General features: G+C 76.9%; 2 protein-coding genes. Both read right to left on the bottom strand.

The genetic code is table 11. The annotated features are described in order from the left end of the window. Positions 1–11,364 (bottom strand): type I polyketide synthase (locus KM933_RS36285; RefSeq protein WP_221360966.1); only part of this gene is annotated, 11,364 nt, incomplete at its 3' end. Positions 11,365–11,451: 87 nt separating this feature from the next. After that, a partial coding sequence (locus KM933_RS36280) for a type I polyketide synthase (RefSeq protein ID WP_221360964.1) occupies positions 11,452–22,863 on the bottom strand: 11,412 nt, incomplete at its 5' end.

The following is a 22,863-nucleotide window of genomic DNA, read 5'->3' as shown; positions in this document are numbered from 1 at the left end:
CCCGTCGGCGGCGGACGGCGCCGCGGGTGCGGCGCTCCGGCGCGTGCCGCGTACCAGGGCGCTGAACAGCGGTGGGAGCGGGGTGCCCGTGGCGGCCGCCGCGCGCAGCGCGGCCGGGTCGACGCCGGCCGCCAGTACGTGCGGCTGCGCCGCGGTCAGGGCCGCGTCGAAGAGCGCGAGGGCCGCCCCGGTGGACAGGGCCGCGATGCCGCTCCGTTCCGTCCTGCGCACATCGGCGTCGGTGAGGTGCGCGGTCAGCGCGCTCCGCTCCTTCCACGGGCCCCACGCGACGGACACGGCGGGCAGTCCTGCGGCCCGGCGGTGGGCGGCCAGTGCGTCGAGCGCGGCGTTGGCTGCGGCGTAGTTGCCCTGTCCGGCGCCGCCCAGCAGGGCGGCGCCGGAGGAGAACAGGACGAAGGCGGCCAGGTCGGCGTCCCGGGTCAGTTCGTGCAGGGCGAGCGCGGCGTCCGCCTTGGGCCGCAGGACGCGGTCGAGCCGCTCGGGCGTGAGCGCGGTGACGGTGGCGTCGTCGAGGACTCCGGCGGCGTGCACGACGGCGGTGAGCGGATGTGCGGGCGGGACGTCCGCGAGGAGCGCGGCGAGTGCGGCGCGGTCGCTCACGTCGCAGGCCGCGACGGTCACCTCGGCACCCGACCCGACGAGTTCGTCCACGAGCCGTTCGACTCCCGGGGCGCCCATGCCGGAGCGCCCCGCCAGCAGCAGACGGCGTACGCCGTGGACGGTCGCCAGGTGGCGGGCGACGAGCCCGCCGAGGGTGCCGGTGCCACCGGTGATCAGGACGGTGCCCGCCGGGTCGAGGGGCGCTGGCAGGGTGAGGACGTTCTTGCCGATGTGCCGGGACTGGCTCAGGTGGCGGAACGCCTGCGGGGCCTGGCGCAGGTCCCAGCAGGTCAGGGGCAGCGGTGTCAGGACGCCCCGCTCGAACAGGGACAGGACCTCGGCGAGCATGGCGCCGACCCGTCCGGCTCCGGCCTCCAGCAGGTCGAAGGCCCGGTAGTGGACGCCGGGGTGCTCGCGTGCCACCTCGTCGGCGTCGCGCACGTCGGTCTTGCCCAGTTCCACGAACCGGCCGCCGCGCGGCAGCAGTGCCAGTGACGCGTCGACGAACTCCCGGGCCAGGCAGTCGAGGACGACGTCCACGCCCCGGCCGGCGCTGGCGTCGAGGAAGCGGCCGGCGAAGTCGGTGGTGCGGGTGGACGCGATGTGGTCGTCGGCCAGGCCGCAGGCGCGCAGCACGTCCTGTTTGGCGGGGCTCGCCGTGCCGTACACCTCGGCCCCGGCGTGCCGGGCGAGCTGGACGGCGGCCATGCCGACGCCGCCGGCCGCCGCGTGCACCAGGACCGACCGGCCGCGCCGCAGTCCGCCGAGGTCGAACAGGCCGTAGTACGCGGTGAGGAAGGCGATCGGCACCGACGCGGCCTGCGCGAAGGTCCAGCCGGCCGGGATCCGGGCGAGGGTGCGCCGGTCGGCGACGGCGGTCGGCCCGAAGGCGCCGCCGAAGACGCCCGTCACCCGGTCCCCGGGCACGAGGTCGCCGACGTCCGCGCCCGTTTCCAGGACGACCCCGGCGCCCTCGCTGCCGAGCGTCGTCTGGTCGGGGTCGAGTCCGAGGGAGACCACCACGTCGTGGAAGTTGAGGCCCGCGGCCCGTACCGCGACACGCACCTGGCCGGCCCCGAGCGGGGCGAGTGCGTCGGGTGCGGGCACGATCGCGAGTCCGTCGGCCGTGCCGTCCCCCGACGGGGCGATCCGCCAGCCGTCCGCACCGTCCGCGGGCGGCACCAGGGTGTCCTGGCCGGGCCCGGCGGTCAGGCGCGGTACGAGCACCTGTCCGGCGCGCACGGCCGTCTGGGGTTCGCCCGCGGCGAGCGCGGCGGGCAGGGCCGCACGCGACTCGGGGCGGCCGTCCAGGTCCACGAGCAGGAACCGGCCGGGGTGTTCGCTCTGCGCCGTCCGCAGCAGTCCCCACGTGCCGGACCGCGTCCAGCGCGCCGTCCGGTCGCCGGGACCGGTGGTCACCGCGCCCCGGGTGACGACGGCGAGGACGGAGCCGTCGAACCGCTCGCCGGACAGCCACTCCTGCACCAGGGCGAGGCACTCGGCGTCCGCGGCACGCAGCGCCGCGCCCTCGTCCGTGGCATCGCGCGCGGCGTCGTCCGTGGCGTCCTGCGCGGCGTCCGGTCCCGGGCAGTGGGCGACGACCAGGGCCGGCACGGGGGCGTCCGGTGCGGTACGCAGGACGGCCAGGTCACCCAGGTCCGGGTCCCCCACCGGCTCCCCGGCGTCCGGCGCGGGCACCCAGTCCACCCGGTGCAGCCCGTCCCGGCCGTCCCCCGTGCGTCCCGGTCCGGTCGCCGGCGCGGGGCGCAGGTCGAGCGAACCGGCCGACAGGACCTCCTGTCCCGCGAGGTCGTACACGGTCAGGGCGACGGTGTCCGGTCCCTCGTCGGTGAGCCGGACCCGTACGGCGGTGGCGCCCGCGGTGTGCGCGGTCACGTCGTTCCAGGCGAACGGCAGGCGCACGGTGCCGTCCCGGCCGGGCAGCAGCGCGGCGCTCTGCAGGGCGGCGTCCAGGAGAGCCGGGTGCAGGCGGTACCCGGGGGCGTCGGCGTGCTGCCCCTCCTCCAGGGCGAGTTCGGCGCAGATCTCGCCGTCCCGGGCCCAGGCCGCGCGGATGCCCCGGAACGGGGGCCCGTACGTGTGTCCGGCGGCCTCGAACCTCTCGTAGAGGTCCCCGACGTCCACGGCCGCGGCCCCGGGCGGCGGCCAGGTGACGAGGGCGGGTCCCGCGGGCCGGGCGGCGGGTGCGACGGTTCCGGTGGCGTGGGCGGTCCACGGGGGCGTGCCGGACGCCGGATCCGTCCCGCCCTCGGTCCGTGCGAAGAGACCGAGCGTGCGCAGCCCGTCCTCGCCGGGCTCCCCGAGCCGCACCTGGACGCGGACGGCGCCCTCGTCTGGCAGCGGGAGCGGCGCGGTCAGGGTGAGCTCGACCACCGTGGCGCAGCCGGCCTCCGCGGCGGCGCGCAGCGCGAGTTCCAGGAAGGCGGTGCCCGGCAGCAGGACGGTCCCCCGGACCGCGTGCCCGGCGAGCCACGGGTGGCTGCGCCGCGAGAGGCGGCCGGTGCACAGCAGTTCACCCGTGCCGGCGATCTCCACGGCGGCGCCCAGGAGCGGGTGCCCCGTCGTCCCGAGTCCCGCGGAGGCGACGTCCCGGCCGGCGGCCGGGGCGTCCAGCCACAGGCGCCGCTCCTGGAAGGGGTAGGTGGGCAGTTCGACACGCGTGACGGCGGTGTCCTCGAAGACCGGCGACCAGTCGACCGGGATGCCGTGCGCGTGGGCCTGCCCGGCGGCGAGGAGCATGCGCCGGAGTCCGCCCTCGTCCCGGCGGAGCGTGCCGAGGACGACACCGGCCGTGCCCTCCCCTTCCAGGATCTCCTCGACCGCCGTGGTGAGCACCGGGTGCGGGCCGACCTCGATGCAGGTGGTGAAGCCCGCGCCCGCCAGGGCCCGGACGGCGGCCTCGAAGCCGACGGTGCGGCGCAGGTTGGCGTACCAGTAGGCGGCGTCCATGGCCGAGGTGTCCAGCCACTCCCCCGTCACGGTGGAGAGCAGCGGCACGTCGCCCCGGACCGGCGTGATTCCGGCCAGGGCCTCCGTCAGCTCGTCCCTGACGCGCTCCACATGGGCCGAGTGCGAGGCGTAGTCGACATCGACGCGCCGGGCCCGCACGCCGTCCGCCCCGCAGGACGCCAGCAGTTCCTCCAGGGCGTCCGCGTCCCCGGACACCACCACCGCCGAGGGGCCGTTGAACGCGGCGACCGACAGCCGTCCGTCCCAGGCGGCAACGGTCCCGGCGGCCCGCTCCGGCGACAGCGCGAGCGACGCCATCCCGCCCTGCCCGGCCAGCCGCACGATCGCCCGGCTGCGCAGCGCGACCACCTTCGCGCCGTCCGCCAGGGACAGCGCGCCGGCCACGGTCGCCGCCGCGATCTCCCCCTGGGAATGCCCGACGACGGCGTCGGGCACCACGCCGAACGCACGCCACAGCCGGGCCAGTGACACCATCACCGCCCACAGCACCGGCTGCACCACGTCCACCCGGCCCAGCCCTTCGCCCGAGCGCAGCACGTCCGGCAGCGACCACTCCACGAACGGGGCGAGCGCCGCGGCGCACTCCTGCACGGATGCCGCGAACTGCGCCGATTCGTCGAGCAGTTCGCGTGCCATTCCCGCCCACTGCGCCCCCTGCCCCGGGAACACGAACACCGTCCTCCCGGACACCGACACCCGTCCCTGCGCGACGGAAGGGGACGGCTCCCCGGCGGCCAGCGCCCGCACGCCCGCCAGCAGCCGCTCCCGGTCCCCCACCACCACGGCCCGGTGCTCGAACCGGGAACGCGTCACGGCCAGCGACCACCCCACGTCACCGATCCGCACGTCCTCACCGCACACCTCCAGCAGTCGCGCCGCCTGCTCGCGCAACGCCCGGGGCGACTTCGCCGACAGCACCCACGGCACCGGCGGACCGGTGTCCGCCGGTGCCGGGGCGGACGTGGTGTCCGCCGGGGCCTGTTCCAGGATCACGTGCGCGTTCGTCCCGCTCACGCCGAACGACGACACCCCGGCCCGGCGCGGCCCGCCGCCGGCCTCCCACGCGCGTGCCTCGGTGAGCAGCCGCACCCCGCCCGCCGACCAGTCGACCCGAGGGGTCGGTCCGTCGACGTGGAGGGTCCGCGGCAGCTCCCCGTGCCGCATCGCGAGGACCGCCTTCATCACTCCGGCGACACCGGCCGCCGCGGAGGTGTGGCCGATGTTGGACTTGAGGGAGCCGAGCCACAGCGGCCGTCCCTCCGGGCGTTCCCTGCCGTACGTGGCGAGCAGCGCCTGCGCCTCGATGGGGTCCCCCAGCGTGGTCCCGGTGCCGTGGGCCTCGACCGCGTCCACGTCCTTCGCCGACAGTCCCGCGTCGGCGAGTGCCGCGCGGATCACCCGCTGCTGGCTGGGCCCGTTCGGCGCGGTCAGGCCGTTGCTCGCTCCGTCCTGGTTGACGGCGCTGCCCCGCACCACCGCCAGTACCGGGCGGCCGCCCCGGCGGGCGTCCGACAGCCGCTCCAGGAGCAGGACTCCGGCTCCCTCGCCGAAGCCGGTCCCGTCCGCGCCCGCGGCGAAGGACTTGCAGCGGCCGTCGGCGGCCAGGCCGCCCTGGCGGCTGAACTCCACGAAGAGTTCGGGGCTGGACATCACGGTGACCCCGCCCGCGAGGGCGAGCGCGCACTCGCCGCGGCGCAGCGACTGCACCGCCGTGTGCAGGGCCACGAGCGAGGAGGAGCACGCCGTGTCGATGGTGAGGGCGGGACCTTCGAGGCCGAAGGTGTAGGCGATCCGGCCGGAGACGACGCTGCCGGAGTTGCCGGTGCCCAGGAAGCCCTCGACGTCCTCGGGGATGTGCGGCAGGAGCCGTACCGCGTAGTCCTGCTGCATCAGGCCGATGAAGACACCCGCCGGGGTTCCGCGCAGTGCGGCCGGGTCGAGGCCGGCGCGCTCGAACGCCTCCCAGGTGAGGGTGAGCAGAAGGCGCTGCTGCGGGTCCATGGCGATCGCCTCGCGGGGCGAGATGCCGAAGAAGTCGGGGTCGAAGTCGGCGGCTCCGGTGAGGAATCCGCCCTCGCGCACGTACGAGGTGCCGGTGTGCGCGGGGTCGGGGTCGTAGAGCGCGTCGAGGTCCCAGCCGCGGTCGGTGGGGAAGGCGCAGATGCCGTCGCCGCCGGAGGCCACGAGCCGCCACAGGTCGTCCGGGGTGCGGACCGCTCCCGGGAAGCGGCAGCCCATGGCGACGATCGCGATCGGTTCGTCCGCGCCGGGCGGGGCGGACGTACTGGATGTACGGGACGTGCTGGACGCGGGCGTCGTGACCGCGGGGTCCGCCCCGGTCAGCGCGTCCCGCAGGTGCGCGGCCAGGGCCTGCGGCGAGGGGTGGTCGAAGACCAGGGTGGCGGGCAGCCGCAGGCCGGTGGCGGTGTTCAGCCGGTTGCGCAGTTCGACGGAGGCGAGGGAGTCGAAGCCGAGGTCGCGGAAGGCACGCTCCGGTACGACCGCGGAGTCGGAGGTGTGGCCCAGCACGGCTGCGGCCTGCGCGCACACCAGCCGGACGAGGGTGCGCAGCCGTTCGGGCCCGGACTGCGCGGCGAGACGCTCGGGCAGTGCGGCGCCGCCGTCCCCGGGGCCCGCGGCGGCGGGCCTGCGTACGGGGACGCGTACGAGGGAGCGCAGCAGCGGCGGCACCGGTTCCCCCTCGGCGGCCCGGGCCCGCAGCGCGCGCGGGTCGAGCCGGAGCGGCAGCAGGACCGGGGCGTCGACCGTGAGGGCCGCGTCGAGGAGCGCGAGGCCCTCGTCGGTGGTGAGCGGCGGCATGCCGGAACGGGCCAGGCGGCGCAGGTCGGCGGCGTCGAGGTGGCCGGTCAGGGCGGAGCGCTGCTCCCACAGGGTCCACGCGAGGGACCGCGCGGGCAGCCCGAGGGCGCGGCGCCGCCGGGCGAGGGCGTCCACACAGGCGTTGGCGGCGGCGTAGTTGCCCTGTCCGGGACCGCCGAAGGTACCCGCGGCCGAGGAGAACAGCACGAAGGCCCGCAGTCCCATGTCCCGGGTGAGTTCGTGCAGGTGCAGGGCGGCGTCGGCCTTGGGGCGCAGCACCGTGTCGACGCGGTCGGGCGTGAGGGAGGTGACGACGCCGTCGTCGAGGGCGCCCGCGGCGTGCACGACGGCCGTCAGCGGGCGGTCGGCGGCGATGCCGTCGAGCAGGGCGGCGAGCGCGTCCCGGTCGGCGGCGTCGCAGGCGGTGACGGTGACGTGGGCGCCGAGCGCGGTGAGTTCCGCGGTGATCCCGGTGGCGCCCGGCGCGTCCGGTCCGCGGCGCCCGGCGAGGACGAGGTGGCGGACGCCGTACCGGGTCACGAGGTGACGGGCGACGCGGGAGCCGAGCAGTCCGGTGCCGCCGGTGACGAGGACGGTGCCCTCGGGGTCGAGGGCGACCGGCACCGGTTCGGTCGCGGGGGCCTTGACGAGACGGGGGACGAGGACGGTGCCGCCGTGTACGGCGAGTTGCTGTTCGGTGGAAGCGAGGGCGAGCGCGGCGGCGACGGCCGCCGTTGTCGCCGCTTCGTCCAGGTCCACCAGGACGAAGCGGCCCGGGTGTTCGGACTGGGCGGAGCGCACCAGGCCCCACACGGCCGCGCGGGCCGGGTCGGCGGTCTCTCCGCCGGCGGCGCCCCGGGCGACGAGGGCGAGCCGGGTGCCGGCCAGACGCGGGGCGGCGAGCCAGGTCCGGAGCGTCTCCAGAGCCCGGTGGACGGCGGTGTGCACCTCCGCCGCCCCGTCCGCGTCGCCGTCCCGGTCCGGGGCACGGTCCGGCGGCTGGGGCATCATCACGAGCCCGGGAGGTGGCGTGCCCGCGTCGAGGGCGGCGACGAGGGCGGCGGTGTCGGCGTAGGCGGTCGAGGCCGGCAGGCCGGTGCCGCCGGGACCGACGACCGCCCAGTCGGTGTCCGCGGGAGCGGGCGGGCAGCCGACGGGGGTCCACTCCACCTGGAACAGCGAGTCGTGGTGGGTGCGGGCCCCGCCGGGGTCCGGTGCGGCCGGGCGCAGCGTCAGGGACCGCACGGAGGCGACGGGGCCTCCGGTGGCGTCGGCGACGTCGAGGGCGAGGGCGTCCGGCGCGGTCCGGGTCAGGCGGACGCGCAGCGCGGTGGCGCCCGACGCGTGCAGGGTCGCCCCGGACCAGACGAACGGCATGCGTCCGTCCCCGCCGCCCGCGTCCGCGTCGTCGGCGGTGCACCCGGTGGCGTGCAGGGCGGCGTCGAGCAGCGCCGGGTGGAGGGCGAACCGCTGCGCGTCCTGGTGCAGTCCGGGCGGCAGCACCGCTTCGGCGCACAGGTCGTCGCCGAGCCGCCACGCCGCCGTGAGTCCCCGGAAGGCCGGCCCGTAGGCGAAGCCGCCCTCGGCGTAGCGCGCGTACATGCCGTCGAGGGCGACGGGGACGGCCCCCGGCGGCGGCCAGGGGGCCGGGTCGCCGGTGGCCGGGACGGGGACCGCGGAGGCGGGAGGCGCCGGGGCGAGGAGGCCGGTGGCGTGGCGGGTCCACCCCTCGTCCGGGTCCGGGCCCGGGCCCGGGCCGTCGGGGCGGGCGTGCAGGGCCAGGGCGCGGGTGCCGTCGGCGGCCGGCGCGCCGACGGACAGGCGCAGTACGACGGCGCCGTCCCGCGGCAGCGTCAGGGGGGCTTCGAGCGTGAGGTCGTCGACGTGGGAGCAGCCGGCGCGGTCGCCCGCGAGGACGGCGAGTTCGAGGAACGCGGTGCCGGGCAGCAGGGCGTCGCCCCGGACGGTGTGGTCGGCGAGCCAGGGGTGGGTGCGCAGCGAGAGCCTCCCGGTGAACAGGAGGCCCTCGCCGTCGGCGAGCGCGACGACGGCGCCGAGGAGCGGGTGCCCGCAGGGGTCGAGGCCGAGCGAGGCGGCGTCGCCCGCGGGCCCGGCGCTCTCCTCCAGCCAGTGGCGTGTGCGCTGGAAGGCGTACGTGGGCAGGTCGACGCGCCGGCGGCGGTGCCCGGCGAGGACGGCGTCCCAGTCGACGCGGACGCCGCGCACGTGCAGTTCCGTGAGCGCGCTGAGCACCCGGCGCGGGCCGCCGTCGTCGCGGCGCAGCGTGCCGAGGGCCAGGGCGTCGGTGCCGGCGGCCGCAGCGGTGTCCTGGAGGGCCGGGGTCAGCACGGGGTGCGGGCTGACCTCCAGGAGGACGCGGTGGCCGTCGGCGAGCAGGGCGTGCGTGGCCCGCTCGAACTCGACGGTGTGCCGGAGGTTGTCGTACCAGTAGGCGGCGTCGAGCCGCCCGGTGTCCAGGAGGCCGCCGGTGACGGTCGAGTAGAAGGGCACGGCGGCCGGGCGGGGCGCCACACCGGCCAGGGCCCCGGACAGCTCCGCGCGGATCTCCTCGACGTGCGGACCGTGCGAGGCGTAGTCGACGGGGACGGCGCGGGCCCGTACGCCGTCGTTCTCCAGGGCCGTCAGGAGTCCGGCCAGGGCCTCGGGGTCGCCGGAGACGACGGTCGATTCGGGACCGTTCACGGCGGCGAGCGTGATCCGCCCGTCCCAGGGCGCGACGCGTTCCCGTACGCGGTCGGCGGGGAGGGCCACCGACGCCATGCCGCCGCGCCCGGCGAGGGCCCGCAGCGCCCTCGCGCGCAGGGCCACGACCTTCGCGGCGTCGTCGAGGGTGAGGGCCCCGGCGACGCAGGCGGCGGCGATCTCCCCCTGGCTGTGCCCGACCACGGCCGCGGGCTCGACGCCGTGGGCGCGCCACATCTGCGCGAGGGAGACCATCACCGCGAACAGCGCGGGCTGCACGACGTCCAGGCGGTCGAGTCCGGGGGCGCCGGGCGCACCGCGGACGACGTCCAGGAGCGGGAAGCCGGTGTACGGGGCGAGGGCGTCGGCGCACTGCCCGAGACGGGCGGCGAACACCGCGGAGGTGTCCAGGAGTTCGCGGGCCATGCCGGGCCACTGGGCGCCCTGGCCGGGGAAGACGAAGGCGACGGCCTCGCCGGTGCGGGCCGTCGCGCGCACGATGCCCGGTGGCAGCGGGTCGGCGTCGCGGGCGAGCGCGTCCAGCCCGTCGAGCAGTTCCCGCGGGTCCCCGGCGACCAGGGCGGCCCGGTGCTCGTGCGCGGCCCGGCCCGTCGCCAGGGTGTGGGCGACGTCCGGCAGGCTCAGGTCCGGGAGCCGTGCCAGGTGGGCGTGGAGCGCGGCCGCCTGGGCGCGCAGGGCGTCGCCGTCGCGCGCGGAGACGACGCAGGGCACGGGGCCGGCGGGAGCTGTCTCTTCGGCGGCTTCGGCGGCTTGGGCGGCTTGGGGGCCGTCGGGACTGCCGGGGCCGCCGGGCTGTGACGCGCCGGCGTGTTCGGCCTGCTCGTCCTGCTCGGCCTCTTCCAGGACGACATGGGCGTTGGTGCCGCTGACGCCGAAGGAGGACACGGCGGCACGGCGCGGGCGCCCGGTCCCGGGCCAGGCGGTGCCCTCGGTGACGAGCCTGAGCGTCCCGGAGGACCAGTCGACCTGGGGCGTGGGGTCCGTGCCGTGCAGGGAGGGCGGCACCGTGCCGTGCCGCATGGCGAGGATCGTCTTGATGACGCCGCCCACCCCGGCGGCGGCCTGGGTGTGGCCGATGTTGGACTTCAGCGAGCCGATCAGCAGGGGCCGTTCGGCGGAGTGCTCGCGGCCGTAGGTGGCGAGGAGCGCCTGCGCCTCGATGGGGTCGCCGAGCGGGGTGCCGGTGCCGTGGGCCTCGACGACGTCGACGTCCGCCGCCGTGAGCCGGGCGTGGGCGAGTGCCTGGCGGATGACGCGTTGCTGGGAGGGCCCGTTCGGGGCGGTGAGGCGGCTGCTGGCGCCGTCCTGGTTGACGGCGGAGCCGCGCACGAGCGCGAGCACCGGGTGGCCGTTGCGCCGGGCGTCCGACAGGCGCTCCAGCAGGAGCATGCCCGCCCCCTCGCCCCAGCCGGTGCCGTCGGCGGCGGCCGAGAAGGACTTGCAGCGCCCGTCGGCGGCGAGGCCGTTCTGCCGGCTCATCTCCACGAACGGCACCGGTGTGGACATCACCATGGCGCCGCCGGCGAGCGCGAGCGTGCAGTCGTCCTGCCGCAGCGCCTGGCAGGCCAGGTGGAGGGCGACCAGCGACGACGAACAGGCGGTGTCGACGGAGACGGCGGGGCCTTCGAGACCGAAGGTGTAGGCGATCCGGCCGGACGCGACACTGTCCGAGCTGCCGTTGCCGAGGTGGCCCCGGACGTCGTCGGGCACCTGGCGCAGCCGGACCGCGTAGTCCTGGTACATCACCCCGGCGAAGACGCCGGTGCGGCTGCCGCGCAGGGTGTGCGGGTCGATCCCGGCGCGTTCGAAGGTCTCCCAGGTGATCTCCAGGAAGAGCCGCTGCTGCGGGTCCATGGCGAGGGCCTCGCGCGGGGAGATCCCGAAGAAGCCGGGGTCGAAGCCGGCGACGTCGTCGAGGAAGCCCCCCTCCGCGCTGTACGTGGTGTCCGGGCGCTCCCCCGCCGGGTCGTACAGGGCGGCCAGGTCCCAGCCGCGGTCGGCGGGGAAGGGCGTGATCGCGTCGGTGCCCGTGGAGACGAGGTGCCACAGGTCCTCGGGGCTGTGCGCACCGCCGGGGTAGCGGCAGCCCATCGCGACGACGGCGATCGGCTCCCGGTCCCTGGCCTCGGCCTCGCCGAGGCGCTGCCTGGTCCGGTGCAGGTCCGCGGCGACCCGCTTGAGGTAGTCGCGCAGCTTGTCGTCATTCACCGTGGATCGTCACCTTCGGTACGCGGGGCGGGCGGTCGGGGGCGGGCGGTCCGGAACGGGCGGGCGGGGTCGTACGGGCGGGCGGCGTCATGGCCCGCCGAGTTCGTTGTCGATGAAGTCGAAGAGCTCGTCGTCGGTGGAGCCCATCCGGTCCTCCACGGCGTCCTGTCCGGGGCCGGTGTCCCCGCGCAGTGTCTCCAGGAGGTCCTGGAGCCGGGCCGTGAGCGCGGTGCGTGCCGCGTCGTCGTGCGCGGCGTCGCGCACCGCGCCCTCCAGGCGGCCGAGTTCGGCGAGGACCGCGGGGCCGGGCCCGCCCGTGCCGTCCCCGGGGGTGATCTCCGCGGCGAGGTGGCGGGCGGTCGCGGCGGCCGTGGGGTGGTCGAAGAGCAGGGTCGCGGGCAGTTGCAGACCGGTGGCGGTCCGCAGCCGGTTGCGCAGCTCCACCGCGGTCAGGGAGTCGAACCCGAGGTCGAGCAGGGGAGTTTCGGCGCCGACGGCCGCCGGGTCGGGGAAGCCGAGGACCAGCGCGGCATGGGTGCGCACCACGTCGGTGAGGACCCGTTCCCGCTGTGCGGGCGGCAGTCCCGCCAGGCGCTGCCGCAGCGCGGGCGCGGTGTCGTGGCCGGGTCCCCGGCCCGCCGCGGCGCGGCGCGGCGGGGTGCGGACGAGTCCGCGCAGGAAGGCGGGCAGCCCGCCCGCGGCGGCCTGCTCCGCGAGCGCCCGGGTGTCGAGGCGCAGCGGTACGAGAGCGGGCGCGTCCAGGCCGGTGGCGGTGTCGAGGAGGGCGATGCCGTCGGCCGGGGCGAAGGGGGTGATGCCGCCGCGGGCGATGCGGGCGAGGTCGGCCCCGCCGAGGTGCCCGGTCATCCCGCCGCCGGTGGCCCACAGGCCCCAGGCCAGCGAGGTGCCGGGCAGGCCGCGAGCGCGCCGCCGGTGGGCGAGGGCGTCCAGGAAGGTGTTGGCCGCCGCGTAGTTGGCCTGGCCCATGCCGCCGAAGACACCGGCGACGGAGGAGAAGACGACGAACGCGGACAGGTCCCGGCCCACGGTCAGCTCGTGCAGGTGGACGGCCGCGTCGACCTTCGGGCGCAGCACGCGGTGGAGCTGCTCGGGTGTCATGTCGGCGATCACGCCGTCGTCGAGGACGCCCGCGGTGTGCACGACACCGCGCAGCGGATGCTCCAGACCGTCCAGGAGCTTCTCCATCGCCTCCCGGTCGGCGGCGTCGCAGGCGACGATCTCGGCGTCGGCGCCCGCGGCGGCCAGGTCGTCGAGGAGTTCGCCCGCCCCGTCGGCGGCGGGCCCGCTGCGGCTGGTGAGCAGCAGGTGCCGTACGCCGTGCCCGCCCGCGAGGTGGCGGGCGACCAGGGCGCCGATGGAGCCGGTGCCGCCGGTGATCAGGACGGTGCCGTCGGGGTCCCAGTGGGCCTCGCCCGCGGGCAGGGATCCCGGGACGCGGGCCAGGCGCGCGGTGTGCAGCCGTCCGGCGCGCAGGGCGAGCTGGGGCTCGCCGGTGGCGAGTGCCGCCGTCAGGGCCGCGTGCGAGGCCGCGGCGCCGTCGGTGTCGACGAGGACGAACCGGTCGGGATGCTCGGTCTGCGCGGAGCGGACCAGGCCCCACACGGCGGCGTGCGCCGGTTCGGGCACGTCGTCGCCGGGATCCACGGGGACACCGCCCTCGGTGACCAGGACCAGCCGCGCCCCGTCGAACCGTCCGTCGGCGAGCCAGGTCCGCACCAGTTCCAGGACGCGGCCGGTGAGCCCGTGCACGGCCCGGGCCGTGTCGCCGCCGTCCGTGCCCGGCAGGGCGGTCACCACGAAGCCGGGCACCTCGGCGCCGCCGTCGATCGCCGCGCCCAGGGCGGCGAGGTCGTCGTGCGCCGGCGCGAGGCCGGCGAGGGCGTCCCCGAGCACGGCCAGGGAGCCGGGCCCGTCCGCGGAGGGCGCGGCGACGGGCCATTCCAGCCGGAACACGTCCTCGTACGCGTCCGTGCGGGACTCCTGGAGCCGCTCGGCCGTCACCGGCCTGAGCACCAGTGCGCGGGCGGAGGCGACCGGGGCTCCCGCGGTGTCGGCGACCGTCAGGGCCACGGTGTCGCGCCCGGTGGGCGTCAGGCGCAGTCGCAGGGCCGCCGCGCCCGACGCGTGCAGCCGCACGCCGCTCCAGGAGAACGGCAGCCAACCCCGGTCGCTGTCTTGGAGCACCCCGAGGGCCAGCGAGTGCAGCACGCTGTCGAGGAGCGCCGGGTGCAGGCCGTAGCGGTCCGCGTCCCCCTGCTGCTCCTCGGGCAGCCGTGCCTCCGCGTAGATGTCGCCACCCAGGCGCCAGGCGGCACGCAGCCCCCGGAAGGCGGGTCCGTAGGCGAAGCCGCCGTCGGCGAGGCGCTCGTAGAGGTCGCCGGTGTCGAGGGGTTCGGCTCCGGCCGGCGGCCACACCGTGAGGGCTTCGCCCTCCGCCGGCCCGCCGTTGCCGAGGCGGCCGCCGGCATGCCGGGTCCAGGGCTCGTCGGGCGCGGCGCGCTCGGGCCGCGTGTGCACGGCGAAGTCCCGGCCGCCGCTCGCGTCGGGCGCCTGGACGGTGAGCTGGAGGGTGACGGCGCCGCGCTCGGGCAGGGTCAGGGGTGTTTCCAGGGTGAGTTCGTCGACCTGTGCGCAGCCGGTCAGGTCGCCCGCGTGGACGGCGAGTTCCAGGAAGGCGGTGGCGGGCAGGAGCGTGCCGCCGTGGACGGCGTGGTCGGCGAGCCAGGGGTGGGTCTCCACGGACAGCCGGCCGGTGAACAGGTGGCCGCCGGTACCGGCGAGCGGGGAGCCCGCGCCGAGCAGCGGGTGCGCGGACGGCAGGAGGCCCGCCGCGGGCATGTCGCCGGTCGCCGGGGTGGGCGGGAGCCAGTAGCGGGAGCGCTGGAAGGCGTACGTGGGCAGCGTGACGTGTCCGTCCGGCACGCCGGCGAACAGCGCTGCCCAGTCGACGTCCACGCCGTGGACGTGCAGCCTGGCCAGGGCGGCGGTGACCGCGGCGGGATCCGGCACGTCCTTGCGCAGCAGCGGCACCGGGACGGTGGAACCGGCCGTGCCGGTCAGGCAGTCCTGGGCGAGCGCGGCCAGGACGCCGTCGGGTCCGAGGTCCACCAGGGCGGTGGCGCCCTCGGCCTCCAGGGTGCGTACGGCGTCGTGGAAGCGGACGGTGTCGCGGACGTGGCGGACCCAGTGGCCGGGGTCGCGCAGTTCGTCGGCGGTGGCGAGGGCGCCGGTCAGGTCGGAGACGACGGGAATCTCCGGCTCGTGGTAGGTGACCTGTTCGGCGACGGCCCGGAAGTCGGCCAGCACGCCGTCCATGTGCGGGGAGTGGAAGGCGTGGCTGACGGTGAGCCGCCGGGTCCTGGCGCCCTTCGCGCGCCAGTGCGCGGCGATCTCCCCGACGGCCGCCGCGTCGCCGGACAGGACGGTGGCGGCCGGACCGTTGACGGCGGCGACCGCGACCTCGGCCTCCCGTCCCCTCAGCCCGGGCAGGAGTTCCGCCTCGGGCACGGTGAGCGCGACCATCGCGCCACCGCCGGGCGCGGCCTGCATCAGCCGGCCGCGGGCGGCCACCAGGGCGGCGGCGTCGGGGAGCGAGAGCACTCCGGCGACGTGTGCGGCGGCCAGTTGTCCCACGCTGTGTCCGGTGACGAGGCCGGGCCGCACCCCGTACGACCCGGCGAGCCGGTGCAGGGCGACACCGAGGGCGAACAGGGCGGGCTGGGTGTAGGCCGTGGTGTCGAGCAGCGCCGCGTCGCCGCCGCCCGCCCCGGCGTGGACGACGTCGTGCAGCGGCCGGTCCAGGAGGGGATCGAACTGCGCGCAGACCTCGTCGAAGGCGTCGGCGAACACCGGGTACCGTGCGAGGAGCCCGGCGCCCATGCCGAGGCGCTGACTGCCCTGTCCCGGGAACAGGAAGGCGGTCCTGCCTCCCCGTCCCGCGGTGCCCGCGATCACGTCGGCCGAGGCGGTGCCGTCGGCGAGCGCGGCCAGGGCGGCCTCCAGCGCGTCCCGGTCGGCGCCGACGAGGACGGCCCGGTGCGCGAAGGTGCTGCGGCCGGTGGCCAGGGCCTTGCCGACCGCGTCGGGGTCGGGCACCGGTTCGGCGGTGACGCGGTGGAGGAGCCGGCGGGCCTGGGCGCGCAGGGCGTCCTCGCCGCGGGCGGACAGCAGCCAGGGCAGGCGGGGCGGGGCGGGGTCCGGCGGCGGTGCCGTCCTGGGCGCCGGGGGCGCGGGGACGTGTTCCAGGATGGTGTGGGCGTTGGTGCCGCTGACGCCGAAGGACGACACGGCGGCGCGGCGCGGGCGGTCGCCGCCGGGCCACGCGGTGGTCTCGGTGAGCACCCGTACCCGGCCCGCGGACCAGTCCACGTACGGCGTCGGCTCGTCGACGTGGAGGGTCGCCGGGAGCGTGCCGTGGTGCATGGCGAGGACCGTCTTGATGACGCCGGCGATGCCCGCGGCGGCCTGGCTGTGCCCGATGTTGGACTTCAGCGACCCGACGAGCAGCGGCCGTCCGGCGGTGCGGTGCTGCCCGTACGTGGCGAGCAGGGCCTGTGCCTCGATGGGGTCGCCGAGTCTCGTGCCGGTGCCGTGCGCCTCCACGGCGTCCACGTCACCGGGGGCCAGGCCCGCGTTGCGGAGGGCCTGGCGGATGACGCGTTGCTGGGCGGGTCCGTTCGGGGCGGTGAGGCCGTTGCTGGCGCCGTCCTGGTTGACGGCGGAGCCGCGCACGAGCGCGAGCACCGGGTGGCCGTTGCGCCGGGCGTCCGACAGGCGCTCCAGGAGCACCAGGCCCGCTCCCTCGGCCCACGCGGTGCCGTCGGCGGCGGCGGCGAACGGCTTGCACCGGCCGTCGGCGGCGAGGCCGCGCTGGCGGCTGAACTCGACGAACGCGCTCGGTGTCGCCATCACGGTGACACCGCCGGCGAGGGCCAGTGAGCACTCGCCGGCGCGCAGCGCCTGCGCCGCCAGGTGGACGGCGACCAGCGAGGACGAGCAGGCCGTGTCCACGGTCACGGCCGGGCCCTCCAGACCGAAGGTGTAGGCGATGCGCCCGGACGCGACACTGCCGGCGCTGCCGATGCCGAGGTAGCCCTCGACCTCCTCGGAGGGCTCGGTGACGCGGGAGCCGTAGTCGCGGTGGCTGGAGCCGACGAAGACGCCTCCGTCGCTGCCCCTGACGGTCCGCGGGTCGATGCCCGCCCGCTCGAACGCCTCCCAGGCGGTCTCCAGCAGAAGGCGCTGCTGCGGGTCGACGGCGAGGGCCTCGCGCGGTGACATGCCGAAGAAGGCGGGGTCGAAGTGGTCGGCGTCGTGGAGGAATCCGCCGTCGCGGACGTAGGTGTGGCCGACCCTGCGCGGGTCGGGGTCGTAGAGGCCCTCCAGGTCCCAGCCGCGGTCGGTGGGGAACCCGGAGATGGCGTCGGTGCCGTCGGCCAGGAGCTGCCAGAACTCCTCGGGGCCGGTGACGCCGCCGGGGAAGCGGCAGCTCATCGCGGTGATCGCGACGGGGTCGTCGTCCGGGACCGCGCGCGACGCGGTGGCGGGCACGGGGGCCGGGGCGGGGGGCGGTGTGCCGAGCAGCTCCGCGCGCAGGTGCCCGACGAGCGCGGTGGTGGTCGGGTGGTCGAAGACGAGGGTGACGGGAAGGCGCAGACCGGTGGCCCCGGCCACCCGGTCGCGCAGTTCGACGGCGGTCAGGGAATCGAAGCCGAGGTCCTTGAACGCCCGCTCCGGTTCCACCGCGGCGGGGTCGTCGTGGCCGAGGACCCCGGCGGCGCACGAGCGCACCAGGTGGGTCAGCGCCTCGGTGCGTTCGGCCTCGGGCAGTCCGGTGAGCCGGACGGCGAGGCCGTCGTCCCTCCCGCCGGGTGCGGCCGCGGCCTCGGCGAGCACGCGGCGCACCTCGGGAAGGTCGCCGAGGAGGGCGCTGGGCCGCAGCGCGGTGTAGGCGCGGACGAAGCGGTCCCAGGCGAAGTCGGAGACGACCAGGCGGGTCTCGTCGTCGTCCAGGGCCTGCCACAGGGCGTCGACGGCGAGCCGCGGGTCCATGGCGGGCAGGCCGTCCCGGACGAGGCGTTCACCGGTGGCGCCCGCGGCCCGGTTGTCGCCGCCCCACAGCCCCCAGGCCACGGAGGTGGCGGGCAGACCGCGGTCGCGGCGGGCCTGTGCGAGGGCGTCGAGGAAGGCGTTGGCGGCGGCGTAGCTGCCCTGCCCGGTGCCGCCGAGCGTGCCGGCCAGCGAGGAGAACAGCACGAAGGCCGTCAGTTCCGCGTCCCGGGTGAGCTCGTCGAGATGGAGCACGGCGTCCGTCTTGGGGCGCAGGACCGCGGCGGCGCGTTCCGGGGTGAGGGTGTCGAGGACGCCGTCGTCCAGGACGCCCGCGGCGTGGAACACGGCGCGCAGCGGCCGCTCCGCCGGGATGCCGTCGAGGAGCCGTGCGAGGTCGTCGCGGTCGGCGACGTCGCAGGCCGCGATGGTGAACTCGGCTCCCAGCGCGGTGAGTTCGGCACGGAGCGCGTCGGCTCCGGGGGCGTCCGGGCCGCTGCGGCCGGTGAGCAGCAGGTGCGCGCCGCCGCCGCGGGCGAGCCTGCGGGCGAGGTGCGCGCCGAGTCCGCCGGTGGCGCCGGTGACGAGGACGGTGCCGTCGGGCGTCCAGCGCGTGCCGCCGGGCTCGCGCCGCGGCTCGGCGCGGGTGAGGCGCCTGCCGAAGACCCCGGAGGCGCGTACGGCGAGCTGGTCCTCGCCCCGCGGGTGCGCGAGGACGGCGGCCAGTCTGCCGCGGGCCCGCTCGTCGAGTCGTCCGGGCAGGTCGACGAGGCCGCCCCAGCGCTCGGGGTGCTCGACGGCGGCGACCCCGCCGAGGCCCCAGAGCAGGGCCTGCAGGGGTGCGCCGAGGTGGTCGGAGCGCCCCACGGTGACCGCGCCCCGGGTCGCGCACCACAGTGCCGCCCGTACGCCGGCGTCGCCGAGCGTCCGGAGCAGCGCGGTGGTGAGGGCGAACCCCGTGGGCAGGGCGGTGCCGTCGGCGTACGGGGACTCGTCCAGGGCGAGCAGGGAGAGCACGCCGTCGGGCGGGGACTCCCCGGCGAGGGCGCGCAGGCGGTCGGCGAGCGGCCGCCGTCCGCTCTCCCCGGCGTCCTCGGCGCCGACCTCCACCAGGACGGGGTGCGCACCGTGCTCGCGCAGGGCCCGGGCGCAGGCGGCGACGGCCCGGTCCCCCGCGGCGGCTCCGGGCACCGCGAGCCACCAGGTCCCCGTGAGGCCGGCACCGCCCTGCTGGGGCAGGGCCCTGAAGGTGACGCGATGGCGCCAGGAGTTCAGTGTGGACCGGTCCCGGCTGCCGTGCAGCCAGTCGCGGAGCACGGGCGCCACGGTGCCCATGGCCGCGCGCACGTCGTCGTCCTCGATGCGCAGGCGGTCGGCGAGGGCGTCCTGGTCCTGTCCGGCCACGGCGTCCCAGAAGTCCTGGTCGACGGAGGCGGTGCCGTCCCCGTCCGCACCCCGGGACGGTGGTGTCAGCCAGTGGTGGCGGCGCTGGAAGGCGTACGTGGGAAGTTCGCAGGGGCGGGCGCCGGTGCCGTCGAAGACCGCCTCCCAGTCCACCGGACGGCCGAGGGCGTGCAGTTCCGCCAGGGAGGTGAGCACGCGGGCCCGGCCGCCCTCGCCGCGGTGCAGGGTGCCCACGACACCGCCGGTGCCGCCGGCCGCCTCCAGGGCCTCCCGGAGCCATACGGTGAGCGCCGGGTGGGCGCTGTTCTCGACGAACAGGCGGTACCCGTCCGCGAGGAGGGCGTCCACGGCCCGGCGGAAGACGACGGGCTCGCGCAGATTCCGGTACCAGTACGCGGCGTCGAGTCGGGAGGTGTCGAGCAGTGAGCCGGTGACGGTCGAGTAGAAGGGCACGCGGGACGGGCGCGGGGTGATCCCGGCGAGGAGGGTGCCCAGTTCGTGGTGGATCTCCTCGACCTGCGGCGAGTGCCCGGCGAAGTCGACGCCGGGGAGGGGCCAGCACAGCACGCCGTCGTCGGCGAGCGCGCCGTGCAGTTCGTCCAGGGCGGCCGGGTCGCCCGAGACGGTCACCGTCGTGGGGCCGTTGACCGCGGCGATGTCCAGCCGGTCCGCCCAGGGTGCCAGCCGGTCCTCGACACGCTCCAGGGGCAGCGGGACGTACAGCATGGCGCCGCGGCCGGTCAGCGCCACCAGTGCCCTGCTGCGCAGGGCGACGACACGGGCGGCGTCCTCCAGGGACAGCGCCCCGGCCACACACGCCGCCGCGATCTCCCCCTGCGAATGCCCCACCACCGCAGCGGGCTCGACCCCGTACGACCGCCACACCTGCGCCAGCGACACCATCACCGCCCACAGCACCGGCTGCACCACGTCCACCCGCTCCGGCGAAGGCACACCCGCCGACCCACGCACCACGTCCGGCAACGACCAGTCCGTGTACGGGGCGAGAGCCTCGGCACACCGGGCCATCCGGGCCGCGAACACCGGTGAGGAGGCCAGGAGTTCCTCCGCCATGCCCGGCCACTGCGAGCCCTGCCCGGGGAAGACGAACACCGTGCGGTGGTCCCGGGCGGCGGTGCCCCGTACGGTGCCGGGGCCGGTGCGGCCGTCGACGAGGGCGTCGAGCCCGGCGAGCAGGGTGTCCCGGTCTCCGCCGACGACGGCGGCGCGGTGCTCGAAGGCGGTGCGGGTGGTGGCCAGGGCGTACCCGACGTCGGCGGGGAGCAGGTCGCTCCGGTCGGCGACGTGGGCGCGCAGCCGCACGGCCTGCCCGTGGAGGGCCTCGGCGGAGCGCGCGGAGAGCACCCAGGGCACGTCCATGCCCACGCCCACGCCCACGCCTGCGCCTGCGCCTGCGTCCGGGACCCCGGTGCCCGCGGGCGGCTCTTCGAGGACGACATGGGCGTTGGTGCCGCTGAGTCCGAAGGAGGAGACCCCGGCGCGCCGGGGGCGGCCGCCGGCGGGCCAGGGTACGGGTTCGGTGAGCAGCCGGACCGCTCCGGCGGACCAGTCGACGTTCGGGGACGGCGCGTCCACGTGCAGGGTCGCCGGGAGCACCTCGTGGCGCAGGGCGAGGATCATCTTGATCATGCCCGCGACCCCGGCGGCGGCCTGGGTGTGCCCGATGTTGGACTTGAGCGAACCGAGGTGCAGGGGCTCTTCCCGGTCCTGTCCGTACGTGGCGAGGAGGGCCTGTGCCTCGATGGGGTCGCCGAGGGTGGTCCCGGTGCCGTGCGCCTCCACCGCGTCGACGTCGGCGGCGGTGAGACCGGCGTCGGCGAGCGCCTCGTCGATCACGCGCTGCTGGGCGGGGCCGCTGGGAGCGGTCAGCCCGTTGCTGGCGCCGTCCTGGTTGACGGCGGAGCCGCGCAGGACGGCGTGCACGGGGTGCCCCAGGCGCCGGGCGTCGCTCAGCCGCTCCAGGAGCAGCAGCCCGACGCCCTCGGCCAGGCCGAAGCCGTCGGCCGACGCGGCGAAGGACTTGCAGCGGCCGTCGGGGGCGAGCCCGCGCCGGCCGCTGAAGCCGGTGAAGGTGAGCGGCGATCCCATCACGGTGACGCCGCCCGCGAGCGCGAGGGCGCACTCGCCGTCGCGCAGCGCCCGCGCGGCCAGGTGGACGGCGACGAGCGAGGAGGAGCAGGCCGTGTCCACGGTCACGGCCGGGCCCCGCAGGCCGAGGGTGTAGGCGATGCGGCCGGACAGGACGCTGGTGGAGATGCCCGCGACGAAGAGGTTCTCGAGTTCCCCGGGCACCTCGTCCAGGCTGCCGCCGTACCCCTGGTGGGCGGCGCCCGCGAAGACGCCGGTGCGGCTGTCGCGCAGGGTGCGCGGGTCGATGCCGGCGCGTTCCAGGACTTCCCAGGAGGTCTCCAGGAGGAGCCGCTGCTGCGGGTCCATGGCCAGGGCCTCGCGGGGCGAGATGCCGAAGAAGTCCGCGTCGAAGCGGCCCGCGTCGTACAGGAAGCCGCCCGCCGTCGCACCACCGGTGCCGGGTCCGCCGGGACCGGCGCCGGCGCCGTGGAGCGCGTCCAGGTTCCAGCCACGGTCGGCGGGGGGTCCGGCGACCGCGTCGCGGCCTTCGGCGACGAGTCGCCACAGCTCCTCCGGGGTGGCCGCGCCGCCGGGGTAGCGGCAGGCCATGGAGACGACGACGACCGGGTCGTCGTCCCGGGCCGCGCGCACCACGGGCGCGGTGGGCGCGGGCTCCTGCCCGCCCGGGAGTTCGGTGCCCGGGAGTTCTGTGCCCGGAAGTTCTGTGCCCAGGAGTTCGGTGCGCAGGTGGCGGGCGAGGGAGGCGGGCGAGGAGTGGTCGAAGACTACGGTGACGGGCAGGCGCAGACCGGTCGCCGCGGTGAGCCGGTTGCGCATCTCCACCGCGGTCAGCGAGTCGAAGCCGAGGTCGCGGAAGGCGCGCTCGGGTGCGATCGAGTCGTCGGCGGCGTGGCCGAGCACCGCCGCGGCCTCGGTGCTCACGAGATCGGTCAGGACGCGGTCGCACTCGGGCCCGGTCAGCCCGCGCAGCCGGGCGCGCAGGTCCCCGGTGGCCGGGGCCGTGCCGTCGTGGTCCGGGGCGGTGCCCGGTTCCAGGGCGGCACGGGCTTCGGGGACACCGCCGAGGAGAGGGCTGGGCCTGCTGGTGGTGAAGACCGTGGCGAACCGGTCCCAGTCGATGTCGGCGACCAGGGTGAGGGTCTCGTCGTGGTCGAGGATCTGACCGAGGGCGGTGAAACAGGTGGCGGGCGGCATGAACAGCACGCCCTGGGCACGCAGCTGGTCCTCGGCGAGGCTCGCGGCCATGCCGCCGCCGTCCTCGGGGCTCCAGATGCCCCACACGACGGAGGTGGCGGCGAGACCCCGTGCCCTGCGGTTCTCGGCGAGTGCGTCGAGGTGGGCGTTGGCGGCGGCGTACGCGCCGTGGATCGCGCTGCCCCACACACCGGAGACGGAGGAGAACAGCACGAACGCGTCGAGCGTGTCCCGGTCGAAGAGCGCGTCCAGGTGCGCCGCGCCCAGCGCCTTGGCGTGCAGGGTTTCGGCGAACTCGTCCAGGTCCGTCTCGTCGAGGGCCACGAGGGAGCCCCCGGCGGCGGCGTGCAGCACGGAGCGGATCCGGCAGTCGTCCGCCGCCAGGTCCGCGACGAGCGCGGCGAGGGCGTCCCGGTCGGTGATGTCGCACCTGGCGATCGTGACGCGGGCTCCCGCGTCCTCGATGTCCCGGCGGAGTGCGTCGGCGCCGGGCGCGTCGGGGCCGCGCCGGCTGACGAGGACCAGGTGCTCGGCCCCCTCCCGGGCGAGCCCGCGGGCGATGTACGCGCCGAGGCCGCCGGTGCCGCCGGTGATGAGCGTGGTGCCGCGCGGGCTCCAGGCGCGGCGCGGCGTGGCGTCGCCGAGCGGTGCGCGTACGAGCCGGCGGCCGTACACGCCCGCGCCCCGTACGGCGAGCTGGTCCTCGGCGCCGGGCGCGGC

Source organism: Streptomyces beigongshangae (genome assembly GCF_019710745.1).
In the GTDB taxonomy this organism is placed as follows: domain Bacteria; phylum Actinomycetota; class Actinomycetes; order Streptomycetales; family Streptomycetaceae; genus Streptomyces; species Streptomyces beigongshangae.
This window is presented reverse-complemented; position numbering and strand designations above follow the sequence as displayed.